The organism is Streptomyces sp. NPDC050658 (assembly GCF_044457025.1).
Classification (GTDB): Bacteria; Actinomycetota; Actinomycetes; order Streptomycetales; family Streptomycetaceae; genus Streptomyces.
This window is the reverse complement of the sequence record NZ_JBITGM010000014.1, coordinates 120,709-142,580: the sequence shown is the minus strand read 5'-3', so window position 1 is coordinate 142,580 and position 21,872 is coordinate 120,709. Positions and strand designations below refer to the sequence as shown.

18 protein-coding genes and 1 pseudogene are annotated in these 21,872 nt (G+C 71.7%); 13 read left to right on the top strand and 6 right to left on the bottom strand.

Annotated features, from left to right (window positions below; translation table 11 throughout):
• Positions 1-233 precede the first annotated feature (233 nt).
• Positions 234-1,304 carry a saccharopine dehydrogenase NADP-binding domain-containing protein gene (locus ACIBKX_RS36055; protein ID WP_363270085.1) on the top strand — a complete coding sequence of 357 codons (1,071 nt, stop codon included), beginning with the start codon at positions 234-236 and terminating at the stop codon, positions 1,302-1,304.
• A 77-nt stretch (positions 1,305-1,381) separates the two neighbouring features.
• Here ACIBKX_RS36055 and ACIBKX_RS36050 read toward each other — a convergent pair whose 3' ends face one another.
• Positions 1,382-3,652 carry an MMPL family transporter gene (locus ACIBKX_RS36050; protein WP_363270086.1) on the bottom strand — a complete coding sequence of 757 codons (2,271 nt, stop codon included), beginning with the start codon at positions 3,650-3,652 and terminating at the stop codon, positions 1,382-1,384.
• A 189-nt stretch (positions 3,653-3,841) separates the two neighbouring features.
• Here ACIBKX_RS36050 and ACIBKX_RS36045 point away from each other — a divergent pair, with 189 nt between their 5' ends.
• Positions 3,842-4,471, top strand: coding sequence for a TetR/AcrR family transcriptional regulator (locus ACIBKX_RS36045; RefSeq protein WP_363270087.1), 630 nt, complete (start codon positions 3,842-3,844; stop codon positions 4,469-4,471).
• Positions 4,472-4,492: 21 nt separating this feature from the next.
• Here ACIBKX_RS36045 and ACIBKX_RS36040 read toward each other — a convergent pair whose 3' ends face one another.
• Positions 4,493-5,209 carry an N-acetyltransferase gene (locus ACIBKX_RS36040; protein ID WP_363270088.1) on the bottom strand — a complete coding sequence of 239 codons (717 nt, stop codon included), beginning with the start codon at positions 5,207-5,209 and terminating at the stop codon, positions 4,493-4,495.
• A gap of 201 nt (positions 5,210-5,410) precedes the next feature.
• Between ACIBKX_RS36040 and ACIBKX_RS36035 the strand changes: the two genes are divergently transcribed.
• Genes ACIBKX_RS36035 through ACIBKX_RS36025 form a run of 3 tightly spaced genes read left to right on the top strand, consistent with a single transcriptional unit; the run spans position 5,411 to position 7,189 of the window.
• On the top strand, positions 5,411-6,100 hold the full coding sequence (locus tag ACIBKX_RS36035) for an MOSC domain-containing protein (RefSeq protein ID WP_363270089.1): 690 nt from the start codon (positions 5,411-5,413) through the stop codon (positions 6,098-6,100).
• A complete protein-coding gene (locus tag ACIBKX_RS36030; RefSeq protein WP_399376986.1) occupies positions 6,097-6,408 on the top strand; it encodes a hypothetical protein in 312 nt (103 codons plus the stop codon). Before ACIBKX_RS36035 ends, ACIBKX_RS36030 begins: the two co-directional genes overlap by 4 nt.
• A gap of 40 nt (positions 6,409-6,448) precedes the next feature.
• Positions 6,449-7,189 (top strand): HNH endonuclease family protein, encoded by a 741-nt coding sequence (locus tag ACIBKX_RS36025; RefSeq protein WP_363270090.1) that lies wholly within the window; start codon positions 6,449-6,451, stop codon positions 7,187-7,189.
• Positions 7,190-7,278: 89 nt separating this feature from the next.
• On the opposite strand, the gene ACIBKX_RS36020 is transcribed toward ACIBKX_RS36025, so the two are convergent.
• The 3 genes from ACIBKX_RS36020 to ACIBKX_RS36010 all read right to left on the bottom strand — a co-directional run bounded on the left by ACIBKX_RS36020 (position 7,279) and on the right by ACIBKX_RS36010 (position 11,194).
• On the bottom strand, positions 7,279-7,875 hold the full coding sequence (locus ACIBKX_RS36020; RefSeq protein ID WP_363270091.1) for a DUF6262 family protein: 597 nt from the start codon (positions 7,873-7,875) through the stop codon (positions 7,279-7,281).
• On the bottom strand, positions 7,872-9,746 hold the full coding sequence (locus ACIBKX_RS36015) for a site-specific integrase (protein ID WP_363270092.1): 1,875 nt from the start codon (positions 9,744-9,746) through the stop codon (positions 7,872-7,874). The genes ACIBKX_RS36020 and ACIBKX_RS36015 overlap by 4 nt, the downstream gene beginning before the upstream one ends.
• A gap of 326 nt (positions 9,747-10,072) precedes the next feature.
• Positions 10,073-11,194 carry a tyrosine-type recombinase/integrase gene (locus tag ACIBKX_RS36010; RefSeq protein WP_363270093.1) on the bottom strand — a complete coding sequence of 374 codons (1,122 nt, stop codon included), beginning with the start codon at positions 11,192-11,194 and terminating at the stop codon, positions 10,073-10,075.
• A 123-nt stretch (positions 11,195-11,317) separates the two neighbouring features.
• Here ACIBKX_RS36010 and ACIBKX_RS36005 point away from each other — a divergent pair.
• Positions 11,318-11,803: pseudogene (locus tag ACIBKX_RS36005) on the top strand (HNH endonuclease family protein); the annotation flags it as partial.
• A 60-nt stretch (positions 11,804-11,863) separates the two neighbouring features.
• A complete protein-coding gene (locus ACIBKX_RS36000; protein WP_363270094.1) occupies positions 11,864-12,607 on the top strand; it encodes an N-acetyltransferase in 744 nt (247 codons plus the stop codon).
• Between the two features lie 19 nt (positions 12,608-12,626).
• On the opposite strand, the gene ACIBKX_RS35995 is transcribed toward ACIBKX_RS36000, so the two are convergent.
• Positions 12,627-13,394: a hypothetical protein gene (locus ACIBKX_RS35995; protein ID WP_363270095.1), complete on the bottom strand. Its 768-nt coding sequence runs from the start codon at positions 13,392-13,394 to the stop codon at positions 12,627-12,629.
• 221 nt (positions 13,395-13,615) lie between these two features.
• Here ACIBKX_RS35995 and ACIBKX_RS35990 point away from each other — a divergent pair, with 221 nt between their 5' ends.
• From ACIBKX_RS35990 to ACIBKX_RS35965, 6 genes are all read left to right on the top strand, one after another.
• Positions 13,616-15,682: an N-6 DNA methylase gene (locus ACIBKX_RS35990; protein WP_363270147.1), complete on the top strand. Its 2,067-nt coding sequence runs from the start codon at positions 13,616-13,618 to the stop codon at positions 15,680-15,682.
• Positions 15,683-15,856: 174 nt separating this feature from the next.
• Positions 15,857-16,429, top strand: a complete 573-nt coding sequence (locus tag ACIBKX_RS35985) for a hypothetical protein (protein WP_363270096.1) — start codon at positions 15,857-15,859, stop codon at positions 16,427-16,429.
• Positions 16,430-16,431: 2 nt separating this feature from the next.
• Positions 16,432-17,982 carry a serine/threonine-protein kinase gene (locus ACIBKX_RS35980; RefSeq protein ID WP_363270097.1) on the top strand — a complete coding sequence of 517 codons (1,551 nt, stop codon included), beginning with the start codon at positions 16,432-16,434 and terminating at the stop codon, positions 17,980-17,982.
• Between the two features lie 135 nt (positions 17,983-18,117).
• Positions 18,118-18,786 (top strand): SurA N-terminal domain-containing protein, encoded by a 669-nt coding sequence (locus ACIBKX_RS35975; protein WP_363270098.1) that lies wholly within the window; start codon positions 18,118-18,120, stop codon positions 18,784-18,786.
• 38 nt (positions 18,787-18,824) lie between these two features.
• Positions 18,825-19,814, top strand: a complete 990-nt coding sequence (locus tag ACIBKX_RS35970) for a nucleoside triphosphate pyrophosphohydrolase (protein ID WP_363270099.1) — start codon at positions 18,825-18,827, stop codon at positions 19,812-19,814.
• Positions 19,815-19,859: 45 nt separating this feature from the next.
• Positions 19,860-21,869: a sel1 repeat family protein gene (locus ACIBKX_RS35965; RefSeq protein WP_363270100.1), complete on the top strand. Its 2,010-nt coding sequence runs from the start codon at positions 19,860-19,862 to the stop codon at positions 21,867-21,869.
• The last annotated feature ends 3 nt before the right edge of the window (positions 21,870-21,872 follow it).

Genomic DNA, 21,872 nt, shown 5'->3' with positions numbered 1-21,872 from the left:
ATGCGGGGCCCCCGTGGTTGAACGTATCCAGGCGTCGTTGCCCGGTTTTCTTGTTCAAGTGTCATCATTCAGCAGCGAAGTTGTCCGGGTCAAGGGGATCAAGGGATGCGTCGCGTGATGCGGGTCACGTAATTGCGACTGATGTGCAGAAGTTGAATTTTGTTCTTGGCCTGGTAACCCGGAATTGCCGCCACCGCTTGCTTGGAGGCAAGCGCAATTGATTCTATTGGGTCATGCAGAATTTAACGGAATCGAAGAAGCTGGACGGGAATATTCTGGTGCTCGGCGGCTACGGGGCCGTCGGCCGGGTCACCGCGCTCGAGCTCGCGGCGCGGCTGCCGGGCCGGGTGATCGTCGCGGGCCGCGACCGGTCCCGCGCCGTCGAACTCGCCGCCGGCAGCGGCGGCACCCTGCTTCCCGCGCGGGTCGACCTCGCCGACCCGGCCTCACTGGACCAGGCGCTGGAGGGGGTCTCCCTTGTGGTGCTCTCCGTGGAGCCCCGCACCCCGGCCGCGCATCCCGCGCGGCTGCTCTTCGAGCGGGGCATCGGCCTGGTCGACGTCACCGCGACGCACGCGCTGATCACCGAGGTCGAGCGGCACGACGCGCTCGCCCGCACCGGCGAGGCGACCGCGGTGCTCAGCGTCGGGGTCGCCCCCGGACTCACCAATCTGCTGGCCCGCCGCGCCTCCGAGGCCGTCGGCGGCGCCGAACGCCTCGACATCTCCGTCGTCCTCGGCGCGGGCGAGGCGCACGGCAAGGACGCGGTGCGCTGGACCGTCGCCCAGCTGACGGACGGGCGGGCCGGCGGGGCGCGGCCGTTGCGGGCCGCGACCTGGCCGCCGGGCAAGGAGCGCACCCACCATCCGTTCCCCTTCTCCGACCAGCACACCCTGCGCCGCACCCTCGGCGTCCCGGACATCACCACCCGGCTCGGCCTGGACTCCGGGGCGCTGACGGGGCTGCTCTTCGGGCTGCGCCGGGCGGGCGTCTTCCGGGCCGCGCGCCGGGCCCGCCTCGACGGGGCGCTCACCGCCTCGCTCAGCCGCATCCATCTGGGCGGCGACCGGTTCGCGGTGCGGGTGGACGCCCACCGGGGCGGGCGCCGGGCGACGCGGGCCCTGACCGCCACGTCGCAGTCCCGCTTCACCGGGCTCACCGCTGCGGAGGTCGCGGCGCGGGTCTACGAGGGCGCGGTGCCGCTCGGGGTACACCACATCGAGGAGGCCACGGGCCTCGCCGATGTTCCCGAGGCGCTGGCCGAGCGGGGTCTTGCGGCCTGGGCCGGCGACGCCGGGGCGTAGCCGGCCCAGACCCGGCCGGTTCCGGGGCAACGGGGGAATGGTCTTACCCGGAACCGGACGCGGTGCGTGGGGACGCGTCACTCGCCGGCCCCACGCCGCTCTGTGGACGGGCGGTCGCCGCCGCCCGCGTGACTGTCGACCAGATCGCCCCCGGCGGCCGGCTTCGCCTGGGCCGCCGCGCCGCCCGCCAGCTGGGCGGAGAGCCGCTCGCCCTCCATGTCGACGTGCGGCACGGTCCGCTCCAGGAAGCCCGGGAACCACCAGGCGGCCTTGCCGAGCAGCGTCATCACCGCGGGGACCAGCGCCATCCGTACGACGAAGGCGTCGATGAACACGCCGACGGCGAGCGCGAATCCGATGGGCTGGACGATCGGGTCGTGGCCGATGACGAATCCGGCGAAGACCGAGATCATGATCAGCGCCGCGGCCACCACCACCCGCGAGCCGTCCCGGAACCCGGCGATCACCGCCTCCTTGGGGGCCGCGCCGCGTGAGCTCTCCTCCTTCATGCGGGAGACCAGGAACAACTCGTAGTCCATGGCGAGACCGAAGAGCACGCCGATCAGCAGGATCGGCAGGAAGCTCACCACCGGGCCCACCTTCGGCACCGCGATGAAGTCGCTCAGCCAGCCCCACTGGTAGACCGCCACCACCGCGCCCGCCGACCCCGCGATGGAGAGCAGGAAGCCGACGACGGCCTTGAGCGGGACGAGCAGCGAGCGGAAGGCCAGCGCGAGCAGGATCAGCGAGATGCCGACGATCACCGCGATGAAGGGCAGCAGCGCGTCGCTCAGCTTCTTCGACACGTCGATGTTGGCGGCCGTGGTCCCGGTGACCGTCAGCTTCATCCCGGCGTCGGCCGCCGCGCGCTCGCCCTCGCCCCTGATGTCGGCGACGAGGTCCTCGGTCGCCTGGGAGTCGGGTCCGCCCTTGGGGATCACCGGGATCGCGGCGAGCTGCCCGGACTTGTCGACGGAGGGCGGCAGGAGCGTGGAGACACCCGGCAACTGGCCGAGCTTCTGGGCGAGTTGCTTGACGCCGTCCTCGGAGAGCGCGGGACCCTTGTCGGCCTCCGCGACCGCGACGAGCGGCCCGTTGAAGCCCTGCCCGAATCCCTCGCTGACCAGGTCGTACGCCTGACGTGCCGAGGTGCTCTCGGGGTAGGAGCCGTTGCCGGGCAGGCCGAGCCGCAGGTCCTTCGCGGGGATCGCGACCACGCCGATGCCGACCAGACAGGCGATGAGTACGAGGACGGGGCGCCGCGCGACACCGCGCACCCAGCGCTCGCCCGCCGACGGCTTCTCGCCGCCGGGCTTCTTCTTGCCGCCGCGCAGCCCCGGCACCGGCAGCCGGTCGACGGAGCGGCCCGCGTAGCCGAAGAGCGCGGGCAGCAGCGTGACGGCGACGAGCATCGCGATGATCACGGCGCCGGCCGCCGACAGGCCCATCACGGTCAGGAACGGCACTCCGGCCACCGCGAGCCCGGCGAGGGCCACCACCACGGTCGCCCCGGCGAAGACCACGGCGCTGCCCGCCGTGCCGCCCGCCCGTGCCGCGGCCTCTTGCGGCTCCATGCCCTCGGCCAGGTTCTGCCGGTGGCGGGAGACGATGAACAGGGCGTAGTCGATGCCGACCGCCATGCCGATCATCAGGGCGAGCACCGGTGCGGTGGAGATGATGTCGTACGCGCCGGTCAGCGCGAAGAGCCCCGCCATGCCGAGGCCGACGCCGACGAGTGCGCTGAGCAGCGGGAGCCCCGCGGCCAGCATCGAGCCGAAGGTGATGAGCAGCACGAGCACCGCGACGCCGACACCGATCGCCTCGCCGCCCTCGACGGTCACCGTCGGGGTGTAGGCGTCACCGCCGAACTCGACCTGGACTCCCGCCTGTTCGGAGATCTCCCCGGCCTCGCGCACCGCGTCGCGCGGCCCGCTGCCGAGGTCGTGCAGGCGCGTCTCGAAGACCACCTGGGTGAGCGCGATCCGGCCGTCCCTGGACACCGCCTGCGCGGAGAACGGCTCGATGACCTGCGCCACGCCGTCCGCCTTGCCGATGGCCGCCACGGCCGCGGAGACCGCCTCGCGCCGCTCGGGCGCGGTGAGCGACTGGCCGTCGGGGGCCGCGAAGACGACCTGCGCCGAGGCGTTCGCGTACTCCGGGAGCCGTTCCGAGATGCGGTCGACGGTGGACTGCGCCTCGGTGCCCGGCACCTTGAACTCGTCGGTGGTCTTGCCGGAGAACGCCGCCGCGAGCCCGCCGACGGCGAGCAGCAGGACGAGCCAGACGGCGACCACGGCATGGCGGCGCCGATAGCACAGCCCGGCCAATCGGTAGAGGAGCAAGGCCATGGGAGGTGCCTCCATCACGGGTGCGTACATGGCGCGGGGCCGGGAGAAACGGCGCGGAGCCGGGAGAGCAGCCCTTCGCCTGCCTACGGCGACCACCATACGCGCAACTTTGTCACCTGACAAAGTCGAATGACGAAGTCGTTCGTCAGGGTCGACTGATTGAGTCACTCTCACCGATACTCTGGGGTCATGGCACACATCTCCGCCGCCGAGCGGCGTCCGCAACTCGTCCAAGCCGCCATCGAGCTGATGGCCCGCGAGGGCGTCGACGCCGGATCGACCCGCGCCATCGCCGCCGAACTGGGCGTCGCGCAGGCGACGGTGCACTACACCTTCGGCACCAAGCGCGACCTCTACCGCGCCGTCATCGAGCAGCTCACCGTCGAGCTGGTCGAGCTGGTCCGCGGCGCGGTCCCCGCCGCCGACGACGGCCCGGCGGACTTCGAGCGCTCCGTGCGCCGGATGGCCGAGGCGCTCTGGCAGGCGCTCCAGGAGCAGCCCGGCCGGTTCCGGCTCTTCATCGAGCTGACGACGTACGCGGTGCGCAGCCCCGACCTGCACGAGCTGCTCCGCCGCCACCAGTGCGACCTGGAGGAGACGGCGGCGGACCTGATCAGGGGCGTGCTCGACGGCACGGACGACGCCCACGCCGCCGAACCCCTCGCCGTGGCCCGCTTCTTCCTCCAGGGCTTCGACGGGCTGACGCTGCGTCATCTGGTGATGGGCGACGGCAAGCAGGAGTCGGCGGCGGACGGCGAGTCGGCGGCGGACCTGGAGCGGCTGCTCGAGGCGACGCTGAACCTCACGCGGGCCAAGTAGGGGCGAGGCTCCCGGCGGGTCCTACGCGTACTCCTGCACAAGGAGTTTGAGTCCGGGCGCGCCCATCAGGGTCTCGAACTCCCGCCCCCGATAGTCGGCCCGCACCTCGAACCCGGCGCGCTCCCAGGTGCGCTGGGCCCGCGTGTTGCCGTTCAGGCAGAGGACCTGGGCGCAGGCGTAGCCCTGCGCGCGGCCCAGTTCCAGGGCGTGGTCGAGCAGGGCGTCGACGACGCCGGTGCCGCGGAACTCGGGCAGGACGGCGACGTTCTCGATGCCCCAGGATCCCGCGTAGTCCGCGGGCAGGCAGGACTGGAAGATCTGCTGGCGTGCGTAGACGTCGTCGAAGGCGGCCGTGCCGGGCCAGCCGTCGGACGTCGCCAGCTGCGCGCACTGCTCGCCGATCGCCGCGTGCCCGTCGGTCGCGGGGTCGTAGGCGGTGAGGGCGCCCACGGGCCGGGGTTCCGCCTCGTCCGCCGTCTCTGCGACCCAGAAGCGGGAGAGGTGGCACCAGTGCGAGCGGGGCGAGCGGGCGAGGGTGCGCAGGATCTCGCGGGTGACCTCGGTCCCCTCGCCGAGGAGCGGTTCCCAACAGCAGCGGTCCAGATGGGACTTGGCCGCCGTCTCCATGACCCAGACGAGGAAGCCGAGGTCGTCGGGCGCGGCGCGGCGCACGGTGACGGGCGTGTTCCCGGGGTTCGGGGAGTTCTGGGTGCTCCGGGTGTGCTGGGTGTTCTGCACGATGACCACCTGTTTCCGCGGCTCTGCCGCCCATGTCCTGGTGGGGGTCGATTGGCTCCCTGTTGTGACGGTAGAGGGATCTTGTTCGTTTGACAAAGTCGCGCGAACCGATTTCGGCCGGTCGGGGGACGCCTGACGGTTCATCATCTTTGTCCGGGATATCGTCGAACCACGTGTACCGGTCAGGGGAGGAGAGGCACTGTGGGGTCTGGGGCCGTAGTGGGGCTCGGCTGTTTTCCGGTGAAGTCGATGCTGGGGGAGGAGCACGAGCGGCTCGTCGTCGACGGGCGGGGCGTGGCCGGCGACCGGCTGTGGGCCCTGCGGTACGCGGACGGGAAACTGGGCAGCGGAAAGAACCACCAGCGCTTCCGGCGCACGCCGGGACTGCTCGAACACGTCGCGGCGTACGACGGTGACGTCCCCGTCGTCACCACGCCGGACGGCGAGACGCTGCGGCCGGGGGACCCGCGGATCGCCGAACGCTTCGGCGACGGCGTGGAGTTGGCCCGTGAGTCCGACGCCCCGCACCAGGACGCCGGAGCCGTCTCCCTCGTGGGCACCGCCTCGCTCCAGGCGCTCGGCGAGCTGCTCGGCGACGCCGACCCCGTCGACGTACGCCGACTGCGCAAGAACATCGTGGTCGAGACCGCGGAACCCTGGGTCGAGGAGAGCTGGGTCGGCCGCGAGATCAGCTTCGGCGGCGAGCTGACGCTGCGGGTCGTCAAGCGCATCGCGCGCTGTGTGATGACCACCCAGGCCCAGCGCGACCTGCCCGCCGACCACCGCATCCTGAAGACGCTCACCGCCGCGCGCGGCATGTGCATCGGGGTGTACGCGGACGTCGTGACGCCCGGCCCGCTCGTGCTCGGCGCCGAGGTCACCGTCCGATGACCCCGCGCACCACCCGCGCCACGGCCGCGGCGCTGCTCGCGCTGCTCGTCGCCGCCGGCTGCACCCCCGAGGAGAAGGACGGCGGCGGCTCCTCGGGCCCCGACGTCAAGGCGGTCTCCGCGCTCGCCGCCGTCGACTCGCTCACCGTCAAGGGCCGTGCGCCCAAGACCGGTTACGAGCGGGCGCGGTTCGGCAGCCCCTGGGCCGACACGGACTCCAACGGCTGCGGCACGCGCGTTATCTCTATGCTTCGCGCCGTGACGGATCTGTTCTCGCAGCGTATGCAGGGTGTGGTCGGCTGTGCGTAGGGAGAGGCACGTGAGTCACGGGCTCCTGTCGACTCGCGGGATGAAGGCTGTGCTTTCGGCCGTCGTCGTCGCGGCGTTCGTCGCAGGCTGTGATGGCCTGGAGCCGGGCGGAAGCTCCGCAGGATCCGGACCGGACGCAGCTGCCGGCCAGGCGGTGAGCCCGTTGACGAATCCCGACGGGACGAAGCCGGGGCTCGCCGTGCTCACGTCGGAAGCGGACAAGGCCGACGCACGCAAGCTCGTCCAAGGACTCACCACAAAGGGACGGGGGTCGAAGACGGCCTACGAACGGGATGCGTTCGGCTACGCGTGGATGGACACGGCGGACGGAGTACCGCTGGCGAGGAACGGTTGCGACACGCGGAACGACTTGTTGAAACTCCATGGGAGGCACGTGCAGTTCCGTTCAGGTTCCGACTGCGTGGTCGTTGCGATGGACCTGTACGACCCGTACACCGGCAAGGACATCGCCTGGAAGAAGGCGAAGGCCACCGAGGTGCAGATAGACCACGTGGTCCCGCTCTCCTACAGCTGGCAGATGGGCGCCGCCCGATGGCCGGAGAGCAAGCGCAAGCAACTGGCGAACGACGTGCTCAATCTGCTTCCTGTCGAAGGGCGCGCCAATTCGGCGAAGCGGGACTCGGGGCCCGCGTCCTGGTTGCCGCCGAACAAGAAGATCCGGTGCTCGTACGTGGTGCGCTTCGCGCAGGTCGCCGACAAGTACGAGCTCCCGGTGACAACGGCGGACAAGGCGATGATGCTGAAGCAGTGCCAGGGCTGACAACTTCCCGATGACTGTCCTGGCCTCGGAGGCTGCGGGGTTCCTGTCGGACGTGGTGGTCAAGGTGCGCGATCGCGGGAGAACGCGACCTACGGAGACGGAACAGCCCGCACGGCACGACGGAGACTGGCCCGTGCGGCGGTGAGATTGTCTTCCGCCTCACGCAGTTGGCTCTCCAGTGCGGCGATCTGATCCCTGGCCTCTGTCAACGCTTGCTCCAGCGCGGTACTCCGCTGCTCGATCTCCTGTACCCGCTCGATCAGGGCATTCCGGTTCACGCCCTCCAACTCGGCGCCGAGAGACAGCCTGACCCGGTTACGGAGCTGATCGCGCTCCTTCTTGAGGTCCTTGATCTCTTCGCGGGCCAGGGCGAGGTCTGTCCGCAACCCGGCCGGAGACACCTGCGATGCCTCGGGAGCAAGGGAGTTCTGACGCCCCCGCGCCCGCTGGGCGGTGATGCCGTCCTGAACGGCCTGGTGCACCTGAGCCTGGTTGTAGACGAACCACGTGGACACCGAGGCGTCCCGCGCCACTTGGGTGACGGTGATCCGCCGTCCCGAGCGCAGAAGGCCGTCCACGGCGTCGAGTGCGCGCCTGGTTTTGTCTTCGCTGTCCTTGGCGCGGCTGAGGCGCAGGCGCTCGACCCGGGCGTTCCGGTCGTTGCCGCCGGAGGCGGGGATTTTCATTCGGAGTTCCGTGTCGTCAGTGCTTGCAGAGGGATGAAGGCCGCTGCCGAACGTGCCTTGCGCAGCTCTTGTGAGGCGGATTCGACGGCGGCCCGCTCCTCGGCGGGCAGCGCATCCAGTTTCCGCCGCATCTTGTCGGTCGACTTCGAGTAGGCGCGGATCTGGTCGTCGAGGTTGCGCACGACCCAGTCGGCGGCCTCCATCGCCAGGGCGGCTTCCTTGTCGGCCCGCAGGTCCGCGATCTGCTGTTCCAGGGCCGGCGGGTAGGAGGGATCAGGCCGGTAGAAGTCGCATCCGGCGCACTGGAAGCGGATGCGGCAGTGCCCGCCGCCGGCCTTGACGTTGCTCGGCTCGGTGCAGCCGCCGTAGGGGACCCCGACGCTTTCCACCTCGTAGGCGAGGGGATCGCCGAATCCGCGGGCTGCTCCGTGCCGGTCGACGGCGAGTGCCGCGACCGTGCGTACGGCCTCCTGCTTTCGGCTGAGGGAGACCTTGTAGTAGCCCATGGTCACGTCCAGCGAACGGTGGTCCATGAGTTCCCTGAGGACGTCGGGGCGAGTGCCCGCGTCCGCGTGACGCTGGGCGTACGCGTGTCGGAAGCCGTACGGGACAACCTCGGTGCGGTCGTAGGCGAGCGGGGCGCCCTCGTCGTCGAGCCGGTCGTCCGAAAGGCCTGGGATCAGCTCGTCGACCCAGTCGCGGAAGATCCGGTTGCAGAACTGCGCGGCCTGCAGATGCCCGCGGCGTGGGCGGTTGCGCTGCCCCGGGGAGGGAAAGAGCCACTGGGCACAGGCGGGTACGGCCGGTAGCGCATCGAGCTCATGCTGCCAGGTTTCGATCAGCTGGGCGGTGCTCTCCGAGATCGGCAGCCGACGACCGTGGCGTCGCCGCTTGTGGTTGTCGTAGATCAGCGTCGGTTTGCCGTCGACCCGCTCCAGGCAGTCGCGGCGCAGGCTGGTGACCTCGCCCGGACGTCGGCCGGTGTCCCGGAGAACCGCGTAGACCGCCTGGTACATCCGCGCGAAGTCGGCGGCCGTCCAGCCGCCGCTCGCGTATCCCGTGGAGGTGCCCAGCAGACCGAGGTGTGCGTCGAGCTGGGCGATGACGTGCTCGGGGATCGCACGGCCGAGATCGTCCTCGGTCACTTCCACGGCGGTGATGCTGTGGAAGCGGGGGTTGAGCGCGAACCCGCCGGGCACGTGGTCCATCATCCCGGCCTGCCGTGCGTACTCCAGGAACGTGCGCCAGTGGCGGAGCAGGGCTCTGCGGTGGCTGGTGGAGTAGTCGTGACCGTCCTCGGGCCGCTTGGTGATGCGGAACGTGTCCACCACGGCGTTCATGTCAGCCATGGCGAGGAGTGCCGGCTCATCCCCATGGCGGCGGCCTGCCAGCGCGGAGGACGCGATGGTCGCCGCGTGGACGGTCTGCCGTAGGTCCATGACGTTGGGGCGTGCCGTGCGTCCGTACTCCTTGACCAGCTCCCGCAGCCAACGCTGCCGTACCGGGCGGAAGTCGATGTCGCCGTGGACAGCGGCATACTTGCGCCCGCGCCCTGCCGTCAGCCCGATGAGGGCACACTCCCATACGTCGCCCGAGGTCGGATCGGTGCCCTCGAACTCGACGCGTGCGCGTCGGACGTGCAGGAGAACACCGTTCAGGACACCGGAGGCCGCAGCCGGAAGCCTGGAGGAGAAGGAGGCGTCCAGGTCGAGGAGCGAGCCGAGTCCGGCGGGAAGGCCGGCCACAATGCGGCGTACCCGCTGAGGGACCAGGCTGATCCCGGCGTCGTCGCGCTGCTGGATCCCGTACAGGAGCTCCTGGCGGACCGCAGGGCTCACAGCGGCGAGCGAGAACTGGGAGACGCCTGGCATCGCCCCGTTCGCGTAGGTGTTGGGCCTGCGGCGGGACGGATCCGGGGCGTGCGTGGTGTCGAAGTCCGCAGGGTTCCCCAGGAGGTAACGGGCTTTCCGGCAAGCGTCGCAGCGGGAACCGTTGCTCGCCACATGGGTGGTGCAGGAGGCCACGGAGCAGACGAACACACTGGTCGTCGGGTTACCGGGATCGGCAGTGAACAGTGCCTGAACGGGGTCCCACTCATCTGCCCGCCAGCCCGACGGGAGGCGCGCCGCGAGCCATGACGGCCACTCCGGTTCAGCGGAGACGGAGGCAACAACAGCCGCGCGGAGAGGTGCAACGGTCATCGCAGCGGCTCCGAAGCGAGGCTGTCGACTGCCGCGCGGAGATCCTCGTCCTGGGCGTGCACGTACACAGCTGTGCTCGCCGACGAGGCATGGCCCAGGAGCGTCTGCACGACGTCCGGAGCGACCCCGCTGCGAATCCAGCGGGTGGCGGCCGTGTGCCGCATCATGTGCGGCCGGGCGGTCAGACCGCAGCGTCTCCCGATCCGCTCGACCACTTGCTTGGCGTTGGAGTACGACAGGGGCCGTCCCGCGTGCACGCCGACGAGATTGACGAAGACGTAGTCACAGGCGGCGGAGCCGGCCACCTGTTCACGCTCGGCGAGATGCTCGCGATACCGATGCACCACCTCTGGCGTCAGTGGAACCATGCGAGGGCGCCCGGCCTTGGCCCATGCCCCGTTGACGTTGTCCTGCCGAGGCCTGACGTGCAGGTGTGCGCCAATGGTCCGGCAGCCGAGGTGGGTGGAGTCGGGGAGCAGATGCATGTCCTCGCGCCGCAGTCCGAGGGCTTCGCCGATGCGGAGGCCTGCTTCCAGGAGGACGGTCAGCACCAGCCGGTCACGCGCGGTGCGAGCGGCGTCGAGGATCTGATCCGTCTGGGTGCGGGTGAGCGTCTGCGGCGCCCGCTCGATCTCCGGCGCCTTCAGGACGCGGGCTTTGATCATCAGGTGCTGGCCGCCCTCGCCGGGATCGAAGCCGGCCGGAGCGTGGGCGAGGAAGCGCGGCTCGCTGAGACGCGCGGCGACTTCGTGGGCCACGTATCCCTGGACGGCGCAGAAGCGGAGGAACTCGCAGACCGCGGTAAGCGTGGCGTTGACCGTCTTGCCGGACGGAGGCCGCCCGTACCGGGTCGGTGTCCGCTCGACGTGGAACTTGAACAGGCTCATGTCCCCGAGTCGGGCGGTCTTCCAGTCGGCGCCCCGCTCCGTGCACCAGTTGAGGAAGCGACCGATCCTGGGGATGTACGCGCGCTGTGTCTGCGGTGACCGCCCGGCTCCGCGCAGGTACAGGGAGAACTCGCGGGCCTCGGGGTGAGGCGCGTAAGTCTCCTCGTCGACCAGCAGCCAGGTGATCTCGCCGGTGGCAGGCGACACGGCCTTCTCTGCACGTAACGTCACGGGATCTGCGTCCTGTCTCCGATGTCACTCATGTGCCTCATGGCATGACTGATAACTGCGAGGGACAAGAAGGGGTTACGGCTGTGCCTCATGTGCATCGCGATCGGGAGAGGGATAGAGATAACGCGCGACGACATACTGGGCCGCGACCTGGACGGCGTGAAGTTCCGCGACGGCGACTGCGAGGTCGTCTCCGGGAGGCTCGTGCCCGACCCGTACACCGGCAAGGACGTCTCGTTCGTGCGCGGCCGCAGCCGGGTCGACATCGACCATGTCGTCGCGCTCTCCGACGCCTGGCAGAAGGGCGCGGGCGGCTGGGAGCCGGGCAAGCGCATCGCCTTCGCCAACGACCCGCTCAATCTCCTCGCCGTCGACGCGGGCCCCAACCGGGGCAAGGGCGACGGCGACGCGGCCACCTGGCTGCCGCCGGACAAGGGCTACCGGTGCGCGTATGTGGCCCGGCAGGTCGCGGTGAAGCAGAAGTACGGGGTATGGGTGACCGGCGCCGAGCGGGACGCGATGAGGCGGGTGCTGTCCGGCTGTCCGGAGGAGAAGCTGCCGGGTGGCGGCACTCCCACGAAGGCGCCGGACCGCTTCCACGCGCGCTGAGGCGCGGGGCCGCCGGAAATTCGCTTAACAGTGCGCTTGTGGCCCGCTAGCGTCCCGGACATGGACCTCAAGATCACAACCCTGGCCGAGCGTCCGGAACTCATGGCGCCCCTCTGGCAGATGGAGGAGACCTGGCCGGAGTTCATCGGGAACGACCCGATCGCCTGGTCGATGATCGGGCGGATCGTCAAGGACCTTCCGGAGTACGTCCTGGTCGCCACGGACGAGCAGGACGCGGTCGTCGCACGGGCGTTCAGCGTGCCGTTCGCGCTGGGCGCCGAAGGGCGCGGCGAACTGCCGGACGGCGGCTGGGACCAGGTCATGCTCTGGGCCTTCTCGGACCTGCGGCACGGCAGGAAGCCCGACACGGTGAGCGCCATCGAGATCACCGTCGCCAAGGGCTTCCTCGGCCGGGGCGTGTCCGGGCGGATGCTCGCCGCGATGCGCGACAACGCCCGCGCCCGCGGCTTCGCCGAGGTCGTCGCCCCGGTACGGCCGAACGCCAAGCACCTCGAACCGGCCGCGCAGATCGACGCGTACGCGCTGCGCAAGCGGGACGACGGGCTGCCCGCCGACCCGTGGCTTCGGGTGCACGTCCGCGCCGGCGGCACCATCGAGAAGGTGGCGCACGCGTCGATGACGGTGTCCGGGTCGACCGCCCAGTGGCGGGCGTGGACGGGCCTGCCGTTCGACACCGCCGGGACGGTGGAAGTGCCGGGCGCCCTTGTACCGGTGCACTGCGAGCCCGAGCGCGGATATGCCGTGTACGTCGAGCCGAACGTGTGGGTGCGGCACGTGCTGTGACGGCACGTGCCGTCGGTCGTCAGCCCGCCAGCTTGTCCAGGTCGAGGACGTCGCCGGTGGGCGGCGTCGTCTTCACGGGCTTGTCGTAGTCGCCGAAGGTCAGGGACTCGGGCTTCCCGCCGGTCTTGGCCGTCTGGTCGACCCGCAGCAGATACGGCTTGCCCTCCGTGGCGACGTAGATCGTGTACTTGTCCTTGCCGTCGTTCTCGGTGAGCTTGATCGCCGGGGTGCCGTCGACCGTGGTCGTGCCGCCCCTGCGGGCCGCGGAGTTGACGTCCGTGAAGTCGGCGAGCAGCACGTCGAGGTCGCAGAACTGGGCGATGTCCTTCGCGTCGGAGCTCTTCGCGTCCGTCTTCACCCAGCGGTCCGCGAGCATGTCCACCGCGGCCTGTGTGTCGGCGGCGGGCTGCCCCTTGCTCTGCGCGCGCAGGAACTTCTCGTCGTACTTCATGTAGACGGTGCCGCCCGGGACGATCAGGTCCATCGAGCCCTCGTCGGCCATGGTGATCGTGCCCGCGCACTTGCCGCTGGTGTCGAGGGCCAGGTCCATCGAGCCCAGGCCGGTCTCCTCGTCCGTGACCTGGCCCGCGATGCGGAGCGACTTGGCGTCCGAGGTCGCCTCGACGGCCTTCTCGGCGATCTCGGCGCCGGACATCCCGGCGAACGGCCCCTTGGGCTCGGCGCTCGCCAGCTTGTCGCCGGCCTTGCCGGATTCGGTGCCGCAGGCCGTCAGGCCCGTGACCGCGGCGGCGGTCAGAAACACGGCGGCAAGAGTGGTACGACGCATGGAAGTTCCCCCCACGGGAGCTCGGAAGTGCTGTCACCATCTCAGCAGAGCCTGTGAACCGAGTCAACACGAGACTGAGTGGATTGTTGGTTAACGGGCGTGAAGCGGGCCGTTCCGCGTGCGCGGGTATGCTCGGCGCCACAGCGCCGCGACACGACCACACGCGGCGGGGGACGGGACTGAGGGGAGCCGGTTCGGTGCGGGACGACGCGACAGACGCGGTGCGGGACCACGCGACGGAGGTGACCGCCGCGGGAATCGCCCGGCTGGCCGGAGTCGGCCGCGCCGCCGTCAGCAACTGGCGCCGCAGGCACCCCGACTTCCCCAAGCCCGTCGGCGGCACCGAGACCAGCCCTTCCTTCGCGCTCGCCGCGGTCGAGGACTGGCTGCGCACCCAGGGGAAACTCGGTGAGGTCCCGCTCCGGGAGCGGGTCTGGCAGCAGCTCGCCGGGCATCCCGCGGGCCCGGTCACCGCCCTGCTGCACGCGGGCTGCGCGCTGCTCCTGGTCCGCGACCGGCCGCCGGCCTGGCTCGCGGTGAGCGCCGTGTCGGACGAGCGGATGGCGGGGCTGCTGCCCGGCGAACTGGACGAGGTGGTGGCGATGCGCTTCGGCGTACGCCGCCGCAGGGCCGTCCGCATCCCCGACCCCGCCGAACTCCTGCCCTCGGTACCGCTGTTGCGCGGCGTCGCCGAGCTCGCCGCCGAACTGGGCGCCAGGCAGACGTACGAGTTCCTGCTCGGCCGGCACCTCGACGCCAACCCCCGCCAGTACACGCTCACTCCAGCGGGCCCCGCCGAGCTGATGGCCGAGCTGGCGGGACCCGCCCGCACCGTCCTCGACCCCGCCTGCGGCACCGGCGCCCTGCTGCGGGCCGTTCCGCCGCGCCCCGACCAGTACCTGTACGGCCAGGACAGCGCCCCCGAACTCGCCGCCCTCACCGCGCTGCGGCTCGCCCTGCACTCCGACGCGACCGTGCGCTCCATGGCCGCCGACACGCTGCGCGCCGACGCCTACGACGACCGCAGGGCCGACGCCGTGCTCTGCCACCCGCCGTTCAACGAACGCAACTGGGGGCACGAGGAACTGGCCTACGACGCCCGCTGGGAGTACGGCTTCCCGGCCCGCACGGAGTCCGAACTCGCCTGGGTCCAGCACGCGTTGGCCCGCCTCCGGGACGGCGGCACCGCCGTCCTGCTGATGCCGCCCGCCGCCGCCTCCCGCCGCTCGGGCCGCCGGGTCCGCGCCGACCTGCTGCGCCGGGGCGCCCTGCGTGCCGTGATCGCGCTGCCCGCCGGTGCGGCACCCCCGTACAACATCCCGCTGCACGTCTGGGTGGTGCGGCGCCCCGTCCCGAACACGCCGCCCCCGACCGAACTGCTCCTGGTCGAGACGGCCCAGATCGCCGGGCCCGACGGCAGGGACCGGCAGGCGTGGCGGCCGGTGCAGGACGCCGTCCTCGACGCCTGGCGGCACTTCGACCGGCACGGCACGCTCGACGAGCGGCCCGGCCTCGCCCGCGGAGTGCCGGTGCTCGAACTCCTCGACGACGAGGTCGACCTGGCCCCCGCGCGACGGCTTCCGCCGGCGGCGGCGGGCGGCGGCATCGAGCAGCTGACGGCGGTGCGCGAGCGGCTCGGGGACGCGGTGCGCCGCACGGCCGATCTGCTGCCGCCGCCCGCCGCGCCCGACGAGAGCACCGGACCCGCCCGGTGGCCGCTCACCACCGTCGGCGAACTCGCCCGCGCGGGAGCCCTTTCGCTGTGTACGGGGTCGGGTTCCGGCGCCCCTGGAGCGCGGGTGCTCACCGAGCACGACGTACTCGCCGGAACGCAACCCTCCGGATCTGTCGACCCGCTACAGGGGACGGCTGCCGGCGAACCGGCAGACTCCGTGGTCACCGAACCCGGCGACGTCGTCATCCCCCTGTCCGGCGGCGGGACCGCCGCCCGCGTCGTCGACGAGGCGACGGCAGGCGCAGTGCCCGGCCGCGGACTCACCCTGCTGCGCCCCGACACGACCGCCATCGACCCCTGGTTCCTCGCCGGATTCCTGCGCGGCACCGCCAACAACCGGCAGGCCAGCAGCTACGCCTCCACCGCCGCGCGGCTCGACGTCCGCAGGCTCCAGGTGCCGCGCCTGCCGCTGACCGGACAGCGCGGCTACGGGGAACGCTTCCGCGCGCTCGCCGCCTTCGAGGACACCCTGCGGCTCGCGGGCCGGCTCGGCGAGCAACTGGTGCGCGGGCTGCACGACGGACTGACGGACGGGACGCTTCCGCCGGAGTGACGCAACCGGAGGCCGCCCTGCGGGCGTGACCAGTACGGCAACGGTTCGGTACAACCCGGGACCGGTTCGCGGCGTCGGCCTATACGCTCGAATCTGCAATCCGTTCGTATGAAGACTTCCGGCCGTGCGTTCGCCCGTGGGCGCGTACGGCCGCATCAGGCACCAGGAGCAGCCATGCACGGCCACGGCTACGCGCCGCAGCAACCACCGCCGTCCTCGGGCGGCACGCATGTGACGCTGCGCGTGGTGTTCGTGGTCCTCGCCGTCGTGACGTGCGGACTCGCCGCGTGGGCGCCGATGCTGCGGCTCGGCATCGTGACCCGCAAGACGCACGACTGGGTGCTGTTCGGGCTCGTCGCCGCGCTCGACGTGACGGCCGTCGTGCTGATCGGCGTCGACCCGGGCGAGGAGGACTTCCAGGGTCCGGGCAACGCGGGCATGGTGATCATGCTGAGCACGATGGTGGCCGCCGTCGCCTACTACCTGTTCGCGGACATACGCCACTTCAGCCCGTACCGGCAGCCGCAGTTCACGGGCTACGTACCGCAGCAGCCGCAGAACGCCTACGGCTACCCGCAGCAGCAGGGCCCCGCCCCCGTCCACCTCCAGCCCACGCAGCTGCACCAGCCGCCCGTCCAGCAGACGCCGCCCCCGCCCACGCGGCCCGCGCCGGCCCGCATCCACCAGGTGCAGGCCGAGCTCGACGAACTCAGTGACTACCTGCGCAAGCAGGAAGGCGGCAGCTGACCGTGACACTGGGGACCGGGGGCCGCGTCGTAGCCGGACGCTACGAACTCTCCACGCTCATCGGCCAGGGCGGCATGGGCCAGGTCTGGACGGCGTACGACCAACGCCTCGACCGCCGCGTCGCCGTGAAGCTCCTGCGCCCCGACCGGGTCGCGGGCGCCGAGGCCGAGGAGCTGCGCCGCCGCTTCGTGCGCGAGTGCCGGGTCACCGCCCAGGTCGACCACCCCGGTCTGGTCACCGTCCATGACGCGGGCACCGAGGGCGAGGACCTCTATCTCGTCATGCAGTACGTCGACGGGGCGGACCTCGGCGACCACCTCGCCGAGCACGACCCCTACCCGTGGCAGTGGGCGGTGGCGATCGCGGCCCAGCTCTGCGCCGTGCTCTCCGCGGTGCACGCCGTGCCGATCGTGCACCGCGACCTGAAGCCGCGGAACGTGATGGTGAAGCAGGACGGCACGATCTCCATCCTCGACCTGGGCATCGCCTCGGTCATGGACACCGACACCACCCGCCTCACCCACACCGGCTCCCCCATCGGCAGCCCCGCCTACATGGCCCCCGAGCAGGCGATGGGCGGCGCGGTCGGCCCGTACACCGATCTGTACGCCCTCGGCGTCCTCCTCCACGAACTCCTCAGCGGCGACGTCCCGTTCAGCGGCTCCACCGCGCTCGGCGTCCTCCACCGCCACCTCTACGAACCGCCGCTCCCGGTCCGCCGCCTGCGCGCCGAGGTCCCCGAAGCCCTGGAGCAGCTGGTCCTGCGGCTCCTCGCCAAGGACCCCCAGCACCGGCACGGCAGCGCCCAGGAGGTCTACGAGGAACTGGCCCCGCTGCTGCCCGCCCGCGGCGTCCCCACCGGCGGCCCGCTCGACCCCACCCGCCCCTTCCTGCGCCCGCAGGCCCCGTGGCCCGACCGCGCGGGCAGCCCGGCCGCCGCCCCTGCGATGCCTCCGAACCCGGCCGACCAGCGGCCGGGACCCGGCGGCCAGACCGACGTCGTGCACGCGGTCGACGAGGTCAAGCGGCTGCTCGGCGAGGGCCGCATCACCCAGGCCGTCGACATCCTCGGCTCGATCCTGCCCGCGGCCGCCGCCAAGCACGGCGAGCACTCCCCGGTGGTCCGCTCCCTGCGCAAGCAGTACGCGGCGACCCTGATGGACGACGGCCAGTACCGCCGCGCCCTGCCCGAACTGCGCCGCCTCGCCGACGAACGCGCCGCCGAGTCCGGCCAGGCCGACCCGCACTCCCTGCAGTTCCGCTACGAGGCCGCGCAGTGCCTGGAGCAGCTCGGTGAACCGGCGGCGGCCCTCGCCGAGTACCGCGCCCTCCTCCCGTACTACGAGAACCGCTACGCATCCGACGACCGCGAACGCCCCCTGGAGATCCGCCGCCGCATCGGCCACCTGCTGCTCGCCCTCGGCGACCGGCCCGCGGCACACGACGCGCTGGCCCGGCTGCTCCTGGACGCGGAGCGGATGCACGGCGTCGGGCATCCGTTCCCGGCGGAGATCCGGCGGACGCTGCAGTGGCTGGGACAAGTGCGCGGATAGTGACGGCGCGGCGCGGGGGTGCCCCAACTCTCCGAGAATCGTTGGTCGAATAGGTGGCCGAGGGACCGGCCACTCCCTAACATCGATCACCGCAAGACTTTGTGCACCGCCGCACAATCTCCTCGGGAGGCTCACTTGCACCGCCGTCGTCGTCGTACCGCGCTCGCTCTCTCCGTGGCCGCCATCGCCGCGGCCCCCCTCCTGACCGCCTGCGGCAGCGAGGCCCACCCCGGCGCCGCGGCCGTCGTCGGCGGCGACCGCATCACGCAGGCGCAGCTGGAGAGCCGGGTGAACGAGGTGCGCGACGCGCAGCGGTCCGCCGTCCCGGACGACCGGCAGTACGAGCAGGCCATCGCCAAGTCCGGCGGCCTCACCCGCAGTACGCTGCACACGATGGTCCTGGACAAGGTCCTGCACCAGGCGGCGACCGACGCGGGCGTGGACGTGTCCCGCCGCGAGATCCAGACGATGAGAGCGGGCCTCGAACAGCAGGCGGGCGGCAAGAAGGCCCTCGAACAGGGCTGGCTGCAGCAGTACAGCGTCGCCCCGTCCCGCCTCGACGACAGCCTCCGTACGGAGATCGAGGCGCAGAAGCTGGCGAAGAGCCTGGGCGCGGACATGAACTCCCCCGAGGGCCAGGCGGCCTTCTGGAAGGCACTCTCCGCCGCCTCCAAGAAGCTGGACGTCGACCTGAACCCCCGCTATGGCACTTGGGACGTGGAGAAGAGCAAGCGCGCGGACACGAAGACGCCGTGGGTGCGTGAGGTGTCCGGCGGCGGTGCGGCGGCGCCCCAGCAGGCGTAGGCAGTGGTGCTGTCAGTGGCGTGGGTTACGTTCGACGGGTGAACGAAACCACGCCCCCGGCCGACGCCCCCGGCCGCGTCATCCTCCTCACCACCAGCCATCGGGTGGCCCCCGGCCTGCTCTCCTGGCCCGCGTGGCAGGCCCTGCACGGGGCGGACGAGGTCCTGTGCGCCGACGCCACGCACGCGCAGCTGCCGTATCTGCGCGAGGCGGGCGTGCGCGTGGAGCAGGCGTCGCCCACGGCCCAGGAGCTGGTGGACGCCTGCGCCGGCGGCCGCACGGTCCTGGTGATCGCCACGGCCGAGGGCGACCGCCCCCTCACGGACGGCCTGGCCCGCCTCGCGGGTTCGGGCCGCGTCGCGATGCCGGACCTGGAGCTGCTCCCGGCGTCGTACGACCTGCCGGGCGCGCGGCTCCTGGACCTGGTGCAAGTGATGGACCAGATCCGCAACGAGTGCCCGTGGTCGTCCCAGCAGACCCACAAAGGCCTGGCCAAGTACGCGATCGAGGAGGCGTACGAACTGGTCGAGGCGATCGAGGAGGGCGAGCGGGAGGAACTCCTGGAGGAGCTGGGCGACGTCCTGCTCCAGGTGGTCTTCCACGCCCGTATCGCGGAGGACGACACGGAGTCCCCCTTCTCCGTGGACGATGTCGCGGGCGGCATCGTGGAGAAGCTGATCCACCGCCATCCGCATGTCTTCGGCGACGACTCGGCGGACACCCCCGAGGACGTCAAGGCGCACTGGCTGCGCACCAAGGCGGAGGAGAAGCAGCGCACTTCGGTCACGGAGGGCGTCCCGCTGGGCCAGCCGGGCCTCGCCCTTGCGGCGAAGCTGGCGTCGCGGGCGCGGACGGCGGGACTGGAGGTTCCCGCGCCGACGGGGGAGGGCGTCGGGTACGAACTCCTCGCGCTGGCGCTGCGGGCGGAGGCGGAGGGAGTCGACCCGGAGGCGGCCCTGCGGGTCGCCGCGCGGGCTTATCGGGACGCGGTTCGGGTCGCGGAGGGCTCGCGGGGGGCCGGGGGTTAGTACCTTTGGCTCAGGGCGAGTTGAAGCGGCTGGGGGCTTGGCTGGATGGACGCGGAACTGGTGGCGCTGGCGTCTGCGGGGAGTTCGGCGCTCGTGCAGGCGATGGCGACGGACGCGTGGGAGGCGGTGCGGGATCGCGTCGCGCGGCTGTACGGGCGGGCCGAGCGGACTCAGCGGGCCGAGGCGGCCCAGCTCGACGAGATCAGGGCGGAGCTGCTCTCCGGCGACCAGGGCCAGGCACTCGACCCGGAGGCCGAGTGGCGGGCGCGGCTGAGCCGTCTGCTGGCCGAGAACCCGAGGGCCGCCGGCGAACTGCGCCGCATAGTCGATGAGTTCACCGGGCAGCCGGGAGCCGGTCCGCAGACCCACAACACCGTCTCCGGGGGAACCGCCGGTCACGTCGTACAAGCCGGAGTCATCAACTCACTGACGCTCCAGGCGGCCCCCGAAGCGGGGGACGTCGTCGACCTCAGCGACGGCACCTTCAACGGCTCGGTGGTGGGCGTCCAGCACAACCACCACTACGGCACCCGTCCGCCCACGGACCGCGCGGCCGCGGACGAATGGCCCCGCATCGGCCAACTGCGCCGCCTGGACATGGGCATCCACCCCACGCGGCGGCTGGACGGCGAGTCGTATGTGCCGCCGTACGTCGCGAGGGACTGCGACGGAGAACTCAACACCCTGGTGCGGGCCGCCCGGCGAGGCGGCGGCTTCATCGTCGTCACGGGCGAACCGCTCTCCGGCAAGACCAGGACGGCCTGGGCGGCACTGGCCAGGAACGTGCGCGGTGACGTCAGGGTGTGCGTCGCCCCGGCGGACACCGAGCTGCGGGACCTCCCGGCCCGGCTCCGGGGCCGCGACCCCGAAGGCACGTACGTCGTCTGGCTCGACGACCTGGCGGGCCACCTCGGCGAACACGGTCTGACGGCGGGCCTGCTGGCCCAGCTCACCCAGGAGAAGGTGCTGGTCGTCGCCACGATGAACGACGACGACTACGACACCCACCGCTTCGGCGGCGGCCCCACCTCCCGTGTCCTGAGGGGCGCGGGCACGGTCCAGCTGAGCTGCCGGTGGAGCGAGGCGGAGCTGAAACGGCTCGCGGAGTTCGACGACCCGCGGCTGGTGGACGCCCGGGAGCGGCGGGGCGACAGCGGCGTCACGCAGTTCCTCGCGCTGGGCCCGGAGCTGTGGGACGAGTGGCGCAGGGCCCGCCAACGGCACCCCGTCGGCTATCTCCTGGTGCGCGCGGCGGTGGACCTCGCCCGGTGCGGGATCACGCGGGACATCCCGGAGCCGCTGCTGCGGGCCGCGTTCGTCCGGTACGAGGAGGCACCGGAGGCGTATCTGGAGGGGGCGGACGTGGCGGCGGCGTTCGCCTGGGTGGCCGCCCCACGGCACGGGGTCACCGGACTCCTCGTACGCGGCACGGCCCCCGGCACCTGGCGGGCGTACGGCTCACTGATCGCGGACGCCGTCCGGTGGCCGGATCTGGAGCCGGTGCCGGACCTGGTGTGGGGCGAGGCGGTGCTCGGGGCGCGTACGCACGGGCTCGGCGCGGAGACGGTGTCCGCCGCGTACCGCGCGGCCATGCTGCCGCTCGCGGAGGACGGCGACCTGACGGCCATGACGGGCATCGCGTCCCTCGCGCACCTGGAGGGCGACGCGGCGGAGGCCGAGACCTGGTACCGCAAGGCGGCCGACCTGGGCGACACCCGCGCCTGCAACGGCCTGGGCCAGATCCTCGCGAACCGCGGCGCCGCGGCGGAGGCGATCGGCTACCTGGAGATCGCCGCGGAGGCGGGCCTGGAGGAGTCGTACACAACGCTGGGCAAACTCCACCGCGACCGGGCCCGCCACTGGCTGACGCGGGGCGCGGAGACGGGCGACGCGGAGGCGGCCTTCCAGCTGGCCCATCTCGTACTGAAGCCGGGCAGCGAACGCGAGGCCGCGAAGTGGTACCGCCGGGCGACGGAGGCGGGGCACCGCAATGCGGTGACGTACCTGAACACGCTGCGGGCGGGGATCGCCGCACCGGAGGAGGAGACGGAGTAGCGC

Bases quoted from the DNA above. Each gene is read 5' to 3' on its own strand.
- ACIBKX_RS36055 (WP_363270085.1), top strand. From the start codon at position 234: ATGCAGAATTTAACGGAATCGAAGAAGCTGGACGGGAATATTCTGGTG.
- ACIBKX_RS36050 (WP_363270086.1), bottom strand. From the start codon at position 3,652: ATGGCCTTGCTCCTCTACCGATTGGCCGGGCTGTGCTATCGGCGCCGC.
- ACIBKX_RS36045 (WP_363270087.1), top strand. From the start codon at position 3,842: ATGGCACACATCTCCGCCGCCGAGCGGCGTCCGCAACTCGTCCAAGCC.
- ACIBKX_RS36030 (WP_399376986.1), top strand. From the start codon at position 6,097: ATGACCCCGCGCACCACCCGCGCCACGGCCGCGGCGCTGCTCGCGCTG.
- ACIBKX_RS36025 (WP_363270090.1), top strand. From the start codon at position 6,449: ATGAAGGCTGTGCTTTCGGCCGTCGTCGTCGCGGCGTTCGTCGCAGGC.
- ACIBKX_RS36020 (WP_363270091.1), bottom strand. From the start codon at position 7,875: ATGAAAATCCCCGCCTCCGGCGGCAACGACCGGAACGCCCGGGTCGAG.
- ACIBKX_RS36015 (WP_363270092.1), bottom strand. From the start codon at position 9,746: ATGCCAGGCGTCTCCCAGTTCTCGCTCGCCGCTGTGAGCCCTGCGGTC.
- ACIBKX_RS36000 (WP_363270094.1), top strand. From the start codon at position 11,864: ATGGACCTCAAGATCACAACCCTGGCCGAGCGTCCGGAACTCATGGCG.
- ACIBKX_RS35995 (WP_363270095.1), bottom strand. From the start codon at position 13,394: ATGCGTCGTACCACTCTTGCCGCCGTGTTTCTGACCGCCGCCGCGGTC.
- ACIBKX_RS35985 (WP_363270096.1), top strand. From the start codon at position 15,857: ATGCACGGCCACGGCTACGCGCCGCAGCAACCACCGCCGTCCTCGGGC.
- ACIBKX_RS35965 (WP_363270100.1), top strand. From the start codon at position 19,860: ATGGACGCGGAACTGGTGGCGCTGGCGTCTGCGGGGAGTTCGGCGCTC.